We start from the raw sequence: 7,603 nt of genomic DNA, 5'->3' as shown, positions 1-7,603 counted from the left end.
CGCGCAACAAGCGCAAGACGACTTGTTTCTTCCGATTGCCCGACCACCGTTTCACTTCGGCGGCCGCGCCGGCGGCGTTTCCAGTCGCGCTACGCGCTCCTTCCACCGCCCCCGGCACAACCTCAGTGACATTCGACTTCTTCAGCATGTTCAACTCCGTTACCAGAAACACGTTTTACCCCAAAATCGTGTCCAGAAAAATCTGGAGGCGGTTCAATTCGAATTAGTTTTTCAATGGAGTTACGCCGAGGTGGTGGCGACAATGACTTCTTCCGGTCTTAGCGACATCGTCTCGGCCGGTAGTGATGAGTCTGAGGCGCAGTTCGCGAAGCAAATGCATGTCTACTGCGACGCAAGCCAGCGCGGCACGACGGAGAGCGTTTTAGAAGATCATCCGCCAGTGGCCTCGTCATGGGCATAGCTCGAGCTTTCACGCAACGTTGACCTGGTCTACGACCCATCGGACTCCTTTGGCTCCCCACGCTGCGTTACAGGCGGCGCGTTTGTCTGCCAGCGAATTCACCGTCCCGGTCAACCTGACGACTCCGTCGTGCGCATCAACCGAGATACCGACGGACTCGTGCAGGGAGCGCCGCGCCAGCGCTGCGGCAATCTGGGCATGGACATCCTTGGCGATTTCGTTGCTTCGAACTGCGAGCTGGTTTGCGACGCCCACGACCCCGCGCATACGGCTCACAAGCATTTCGGCAGCGTGGCGCTGATAGACCCACGTGACCTCTCCGCTGAGCGTGACACAACCGCGTTCCACCTCGACCCGAACCTCCGTTCCCTCGAATCCTTCCTGCCACTTCAATGCCGATACGAAGGCGGCTGCGAGCTCTTCGTCGGAGTGCGTCGTCGGAGACGGTCTCCTAACGGTAAGCTCCAAGACAACTGCGCGGCTTCCAGCGACACGCTGCACCGCTTTTTGCGCCGCGAGCTTTTGGGCACAACTCGATACCGAGCTGGCGAGCGTCACGATGCGGGCGTTGACCTTCACCCGGATCTGTTCTGCATCAATGGCGGGGTCCCAGAGCAATTCCTGCTCGATATCATGCTTGAGGACTTCATCTGACTTCATCTGTGGCTGCTGCGGTGAAGGCCGGCGACATCGGAAGACGCCGGTACGGCAACGCATCCCGTTCTGTTTGCGACGCATACTGGTTAGCATCCACCCGGACGTTCGGAACATGTTGATGCTGATCAATTGCTTCGCGTGCCCGACACACCATTGACCGATCGGCACGTGCGAAATGACCGACAGTATGCGCCCACATAGTGCAACCGCTTCGACTAGGAAAATTGAGCAACGGCCAGGGAGCGGAGAGTCGACTCACCCGGCGTTGTCTCCTGAAAACCAATCCATCGGCGTCGGCTTGTTGCAGAAAATCGTCGGGATAACGCGCGCGACGGGGCCGCTCTGCTATGCCAGCCCACGAAAGAGCGCGCGTGCCGATCGCGTAGGCCGAGATGATCGACTCCTCGTGAACATCGAACTTGACGTACCGCGAGTCCAGCCAACTGCTAACTCATCGATTCATCAAACAATGGGCCGTCAGCGTGCAGCAGCGGCCAAGCCGCAGCCTCAAACTATTCGGCCAGCGGACGGACTCGTAGCTTTTCCGGTGGATCGCCGAATCCAGACGAGTCATTACCCTTTTCACGACGCCCATCTTCTCCTGCGCACAATTGCGATTTCGCCTTCTCCCAATACTCATCGGCCCTCCCGCTTGGGCGTCCATCCAGTTCCCACAGGTAAAACGCGAGGGTACGAATCTGATCCTCCGACATCTTCACGCTCATCGTCTGTCCCTTTGCGAAATGTGCGATCGAGCTCAACTGCGCGTCACTGCAATGCGCTGTCGTCAGCTAAAATTTATCGAACTGCCACCTTCCAGATGCCGCAGTCGGTCATGTCGGGATGATAGCGTCCAGACTCCCAGATCGCCCATTGCAGGCGGTCGCTTTCAACTCAACCGCAACGAACGAGTGGGGGAGCGAGCGTCTGCCGTACACCATCCGCCAGCTGGTCGAATCCAAGAAGATTTCTTCCTGCGCTGTTGCATCCCGCGGCACTTACCGTTGACCCAGAAGCACCGGCCAACAGTGCTTTCTGGGCTGCAGAGCCTTTCAGCCTAACTCCATACGGTTACGAACTCGGCTGCCATTCCACTAGCGGACCGGCTCCTTTGGCTTGGGTATTTCAACGGTCTGGTGGTCATGCGGCGTCGGATGACAGCAGCATCAGCTCGATTTGTCGGACGCTGTCGATTTTCTTCCAACACTTTCCTAACCCGTCTAACGTTCTGCCGCCGCTGCATGCTGCCGCGCGAGCCGCAAGTATGTAATCGCCGCTATTACTCCGAAAGCGACGTTCAACAAGCTGGTCACCCATCCTCGCGCATACGCAAACCAGGGGAACGCGCGAGTCACTACGTAGAAGTTGAAAACGTACAGCAGCAGACCAAAGATGGCTCCCACGACCGAAGCCATAGGTACGCTCGAGTCGAATTTAAACTGCGCAACGACCAGTGCGAGCATAAGTGCAAAGCACACCGACAGAGTAAGATGGACAACCGCCGCCACCAACGTCATCGCAAAGTCAAACGAACTGGAGCTCACAAACAGTGCATCGCCGAACGCAATGGCCGCCACCATCCGCAGTGGCCCTAGGACGTTACCACCGGTAGCCCAAACGAGCATCAAGACTACGAACGCGAGCACCACAGCGGCAACACTTCCCGAGATTGCGGCTGCACGCCAATCAGGGATCCGGCGAACAAAGTGGTGGAAATGCATATGAAGTTCCCTAGCGTCCTCGCTTTCGACATCGCGCCGCGCCGATCGCTGCTTCGAAAAGTGCGTCGACCGCATCATCTTTTTGAAGGCCGATGCGCGGTTATGCACCCCTCCGAGACATATATTCGATGTTTGAGAACCGGCGGGCTTGATCTAAGTCAACTCGCGAAGAAGGTTAACCTAACCTTTTACCATTCAACAGGTTCGAGTTTCTAATGAGCCGCAGTCCCTTTGATCGAGATCTGTTCGCTCTGTTGTGAATCATTTCCCTGTGAACGCACGCACTGGAACATTTGATCACTTCAGTCCGTGGACGTGTGGCTTTCGAGCCTCGCTTATAAGATACGTTGCGATCTACGAGCCCGTCGTCCCGTACCGCTTAAGAGCATAAAGGGCGTTCATCATTAGGGTCGCACCATCGTGCAGCCTACTGGGACCGTAGGGGAATGCCTACAGGGACCGGCAAAACGGCTACGAAACTCTCAGACCGTGGTGATTTGAATCTCCGCGGGACCGACCGATAATAGATTCAAGGACTCGAGAGCGACTTTCTTCAGCAGTCGAATTTGGACTTAGGAGCGCGCGATGAACAGCAACTACATTTCCTTGCGATCACTCGTGGACAAATGGCTCGCGCCGACCCGGTTAATGCCGGCGCGCGTGACACAGGTTGGTCGTCTGCTTGCGAATCGCGCTCGCTATGTGCGACCGGAACGACATACCTCGGGCGAGGCGATTACGATCATTTTCTTCCGGCATGACGACGGTTCGTGGTGTGTGTTCCAACCGCTCCGGCAGGGCCTTCGATGTGCGCCGGTTACTAATCGATACCTAAGGCTACCACAAGGGCTTCCTTTTTTGCGCAAGCACAAATGCGAATTTCTGTTATTGCCATGCTGCCTTACCGGCGTCACGTGAGAAGGTGAAGGACTGCTGTACAAAACTGTTCATGTTGGGTCAATGGCTCGGGCCCTGATCAAAGACGCGCACGAGGGCCTCGTTCGCTGACTGGGATTGTGAACCCTGTAGCCTTATCAGATATACCCGCACGGGTCCAACCCGCTTCACATCACCGCTGGCAATGCAAAGTGATCGTTAATTGGCTCGTCGTAAGTTGCCTTTCGTTGGCGCGCGTTTTATGAAGTCGTCTGGAGGTCACGCGACGATCGGCTCCTGCTTGAAGTCGTCGCCATACTTCAGGACCGCCCATGCTATTCGTGCATTCCTGGCCGCGATCGCCACAGCCACGAGCCGGTAGCCGCGGCGCTCTATGAGGCTGCGCACTCAGCGGCTGAAGCGGTCGGGTCGAGTACAACCATGCAATCTAACGATCGCCGACCGGGCGCGCTTTCCAAGCCCGCCTCCATGGGCCAGGCCTAAGCGCACAGGCACAGGGACCAATGCCGTGCTCGCGCGGGCGCGGCCGATGCGGTTTGGAATCGTAGCCCCTGTCGCCTTCGACGATGCCAGCCCTATTATTATCAGGGACGTCCGCGGTTGCCGCGAATGTGAGCAATCGCCGCAACCAGCGCGTCGAGTTGCGCCATTTCCATTTCACGGCTCAGTGTCCCAACCCCCGCCAAGCGCCGCATAGAGCGCAACGGTATCTTGCATACGCTGCGCGATGCCCTGCAGATAGGCAATCTGCGCCTGGTGAAATTGCCCGTCGGCAATGAGAATCGGTAAATAGCCCACTGTGCCAGCCTCATAGTCCGCCCTGACAAGTCGCAATGCCTCAGCGGCCGAATGCAGTGCTCGTGATTGCGCTTCGAGCGCATGTGCGTCATTCTCCAACGCACGCAGCGAGTCAGCCACCTGCGCAAATGCTCCGAGTACGATTTCTCGGTACGTGGCTCGGGCTTGTGCGTAGGCGTCGCTCGCTGACTCTCGCTGGAACCAGAGCGTACCTCCGTGAAACAGCGGCGCAGTGACGTCTGCCGCTACGGACCATACTTGGCCTTTTCGATGCAACAGCGCGCCCATCGAGGTATTGTCATAGCCGCCGCTCGCAGAGAGCGTAACGCTGGGGAAAAGGTTGGCTGTTGCGACGCCAATGTTGGCGCTCGCGACATGCAGTGCGGCCTCCGCTTGCAAGATGTCTGGACGTCGGCGAACGAGGTCTGATGGTACGGTGACTGGCAGGGTCGCGGGCAAGGAGACATCTCGCAGGGACAGATTGGGGGCATGCCAGTCGGCCGGAAAAGCGCCCGACAACGTCGCCAGCAGGTCTTCCGCCTGCACGCGCTTCTGTTCAAGCGCTGGCAGCGATGCCTCAAGCGTCGCCAGTTCGTTCTCAAGGGTCAGCACCGCGGAATATGCAGCGACCCCCGCCTGAATTTGTACCTGCGTCACGTCGATCTGCTCGCGCAAAAGTCCGACCATTTCGCGCGTCGCCGCAATCTCCTCGCTGTAGGCCGCACGCGCAATCATTGTGTTGACCACGTTTGCGGTCAAGGTCAGATACGCCGCGAGCAGCGCATAGCGTTGGGCGTCTGCTTGCGCGCGCAGACCTTCGAGCATGCGGCGCTCGCCGCCCCAGATATCGAGGGCGTAGCTGACGCTCGCCGAAAGAGTAAAAAGGTTGAAGAGAGATGACGGTTGATTTGCCCCCACGCGCAGCGGCGAGTACCTTTGCCGCGACCCACTGAATCCCGCGTCCGCTTGCGGGAAGAAGACGCCCGCGCCGGCCCGCACTTCGTCTTCGCTTCGCCGCAGCGCCGCCTCCGAGCGCTCGAGGGTTGGACTACCGGTCAATGCGTCGTCGACCGCTGCATCGATTGCCGGCGATCCGAACAGCGTCCACCAGTCGACCGGCAGGCCAATGTCGGCGGCGAACGTCTGCGCGGCGCCTGCCGCGACGAGAGGCCCGCGTACCGACTCCCCACGCTCGAACTGGGACACGCGCGGCGGCGTCGGCCTCGAAAAATCAGGGCCCATCGTGCAAGCCGCCAGGGCCAGCGCACTCGCCAGAGCAGCGGCGGAGAACAACGTGCGCAGCGACCTGCGTAGGAGCGCGCGCGGATCATTCAGCAGCGATATAGACATCGACCATCTGCCCGGGATAGAGCCGTGCGCCCTTCGGCAACACGACACGGAAAATGACCGGCAGCACGCGTACGTCCACGCGCTCGGTGCGCTGGTCCGACAACTGGATCTTTGGCGATACGTACGGCTGGATACGCATGAATTCGAGCGGGGCCTCGAGGCTGGTGCCACGCACAAACATGCGCGCTTTTAACGCATGCGGATCCGGCAGACGGCCAATCAGGATCTCGTCGACATAACAGCGCACGGCAAGCTGCTCCGGCGCCGTGCCCATCACCAGCATCGGTGCCTGCGCCTGCGCGTATGGCTCATAGACACCCTGCGGCGACACATAGGAGCCGAGCGACGCATTGATCGACAAAACGACGCCATCCGCAGCGGCGCGGATCGTGTATTTCGCAAGCAGGGCCTCGGCCGCAGCGGATGCCTTGCGCAGCGCATCGACCTGCTTTTCCTGATTGCGGATGTCATACACCCACGCACCCGCGCGCGTAAGCCGGTATTGGCGCGTCACGACCTTGAGGTTGGCGCGCGCTACCTTGAGCGCGTTCGCTGCGTTGTCGATTGTGTCCCTGCTGACCGACTTCGAGTCGATTTCGAACGCGCGTTGCTGTTTATCGAATTGATCCTGAGCCATCTTGAGGCTCGCGGCAGCGGCACCGACCTGCGCATTCGCGATATCGAGGGTCTCCGGACGCGGCTGCGATTTCAGCTCATCGAGCAGCGTCGCCGCAGCGTCGGCCTGCGCCGCGAGTTGTGCCGCGTTCGCGCGCTGCACCGAGTCGTCGATGGTCAACAGCACCGTCCCTGAGCGTACCTGCTCCCCTTCATGCACGAAGATACGCGTGACAGCACCCGTGACATCTGGGTAGATGCTTACGTTTTCCCCTGCCGGTTGGTCACTTTCAACGATCCCGTTCGCGTAAACGCCACGCGTATAAGGGTTCGATGCAGGGTTGAACACCGGTGGCTGGGGTGGCTGCTGAATCCCGTACACGTATGCCGCCAGGATACCGGCTAAAAATCCCACGAACGCCATCGCGAACACGATCTTTGTCTTCATCGCGCCCCGCCCCGCTCGATATGGGTCAGGCGGCCATCCTCCATCTTCAGGATGCGGTCCGCATACTCGAAGATGCGGCTGTCGTGCGTGACGGTCACAATGCAACGATGCTCATTGAGAACGTGATGCTTGACGAATTCGATGATGTTGCGGCCCGTATCGCCATCGAGCGACGCAGTGGGTTCGTCGAGAATCAGGATGTCCGGTTGGCTCACGATCGCGCGCGCGATGGCCACACGCTGCTGCTCGCCTCCAGAGAGCTTCACAGGTGTCAATTGGGCTCGGCTCGTCAGTCCCACGATCTCGAGGTATTTAAGCGCCTCGGCGAGCGCATCGTCCCAGGCGCGCCGCTTGAGGATAAGCGGAATCGCAACGTTCTCGGCTGTCGTGAGACGTCCAAAGAGATGGTAATCCTGAAACACGAATCCGATGCGGTTCAGCCGAAAGTCGGCAATCGAATCGTTCGGCTGCTTCCACAAATCCGTGCCATCCACGATCACATCGCCCGAATCCGGTCTCAGGATGCCGGAGATTACACTCAACAAGGTTGTCTTGCCGCTGCCGGACGGCCCTACGATCAGCAGCATCTCCCCGAACTCTGCTTGAATCGACACATCGCGCACGGCGTAGGTCCGCGCGTCACCTTCCCCGAACCACTTGGTGACCGAACGAGCGTCGATGGCGGGCGTTGTCATG

Annotated in this window: 8 protein-coding genes and 1 pseudogene; 2 read left to right on the top strand and 7 right to left on the bottom strand. The window is 59.3% G+C overall.

Translation table 11 applies throughout. The features are described 5' to 3' along the window. On the top strand, positions 1-421 hold a 421-nt coding region (locus tag AWB68_RS48090), incomplete at its 5' end, for a hypothetical protein (protein WP_160109948.1). A gap of 9 nt (positions 422-430) precedes the next feature. Here AWB68_RS48090 and AWB68_RS02645 read toward each other — a convergent pair. From AWB68_RS02645 to AWB68_RS02635, 3 genes are all read right to left on the bottom strand, one after another. Then, complete coding sequence (locus tag AWB68_RS02645) at positions 431-1,081, bottom strand: BON domain-containing protein (RefSeq protein WP_087642798.1); 651 nt, start codon at positions 1,079-1,081, stop codon at positions 431-433. Between the two features lie 509 nt (positions 1,082-1,590). Beyond that, positions 1,591-1,803 carry a DUF2934 domain-containing protein gene (locus AWB68_RS02640; protein ID WP_235028170.1) on the bottom strand — a complete coding sequence of 71 codons (213 nt, stop codon included), beginning with the start codon at positions 1,801-1,803 and terminating at the stop codon, positions 1,591-1,593. Positions 1,804-2,298: 495 nt separating this feature from the next. Then, entirely contained in the window at positions 2,299-2,799 is a 501-nt protein-coding gene (locus AWB68_RS02635; protein WP_087642809.1) for a hypothetical protein, read from the bottom strand. A 585-nt stretch (positions 2,800-3,384) separates the two neighbouring features. Here AWB68_RS02635 and AWB68_RS49230 point away from each other — a divergent pair. Beyond that, complete coding sequence (locus AWB68_RS49230) at positions 3,385-3,717, top strand: hypothetical protein (protein WP_235028169.1); 333 nt, start codon at positions 3,385-3,387, stop codon at positions 3,715-3,717. Between the two features lie 237 nt (positions 3,718-3,954). On the opposite strand, the pseudogene AWB68_RS46265 reads toward AWB68_RS49230, so the two are convergent. From AWB68_RS46265 to AWB68_RS02610, 4 genes and pseudogenes are all read right to left on the bottom strand, one after another. Continuing rightward, positions 3,955-4,083, bottom strand: a pseudogene (locus AWB68_RS46265) (IS110 family transposase); the annotation flags it as partial. 270 nt (positions 4,084-4,353) lie between these two features. Next, a complete protein-coding gene (locus AWB68_RS02620; RefSeq protein ID WP_087642797.1) occupies positions 4,354-5,844 on the bottom strand; it encodes an efflux transporter outer membrane subunit in 1,491 nt (496 codons plus the stop codon). Further along, entirely contained in the window at positions 5,822-6,907 is a 1,086-nt protein-coding gene (locus tag AWB68_RS02615; protein ID WP_087642796.1) for an HlyD family secretion protein, read from the bottom strand. Before AWB68_RS02615 ends, AWB68_RS02620 begins: the two co-directional genes overlap by 23 nt. Beyond that, positions 6,904-7,602, bottom strand: a complete 699-nt coding sequence (locus tag AWB68_RS02610; RefSeq protein WP_087642795.1) for an ABC transporter ATP-binding protein — start codon at positions 7,600-7,602, stop codon at positions 6,904-6,906. The genes AWB68_RS02615 and AWB68_RS02610 overlap by 4 nt, the downstream gene beginning before the upstream one ends. Position 7,603: the final 1 nt, after the last annotated feature.

Source organism: Caballeronia choica, from assembly GCF_001544535.1.
GTDB classification, from domain to species: Bacteria; Pseudomonadota; Gammaproteobacteria; order Burkholderiales; family Burkholderiaceae; genus Caballeronia; species Caballeronia choica.
This window is presented reverse-complemented; position numbering and strand designations above follow the sequence as displayed.

Bases quoted from the DNA above. Each gene is read 5' to 3' on its own strand.
- AWB68_RS02645 (WP_087642798.1), bottom strand. From the start codon at position 1,081: ATGAAGTCAGATGAAGTCCTCAAGCATGATATCGAGCAGGAATTGCTC.
- AWB68_RS02640 (WP_235028170.1), bottom strand. From the start codon at position 1,803: ATGAGCGTGAAGATGTCGGAGGATCAGATTCGTACCCTCGCGTTTTAC.
- AWB68_RS02635 (WP_087642809.1), bottom strand. From the start codon at position 2,799: ATGCATTTCCACCACTTTGTTCGCCGGATCCCTGATTGGCGTGCAGCC.
- AWB68_RS49230 (WP_235028169.1), top strand. From the start codon at position 3,385: ATGAACAGCAACTACATTTCCTTGCGATCACTCGTGGACAAATGGCTC.
- AWB68_RS02620 (WP_087642797.1), bottom strand. From the start codon at position 5,844: ATGTCTATATCGCTGCTGAATGATCCGCGCGCGCTCCTACGCAGGTCG.
- AWB68_RS02615 (WP_087642796.1), bottom strand. From the start codon at position 6,907: ATGAAGACAAAGATCGTGTTCGCGATGGCGTTCGTGGGATTTTTAGCC.
- AWB68_RS02610 (WP_087642795.1), bottom strand. From the start codon at position 7,602: ATGACAACGCCCGCCATCGACGCTCGTTCGGTCACCAAGTGGTTCGGG.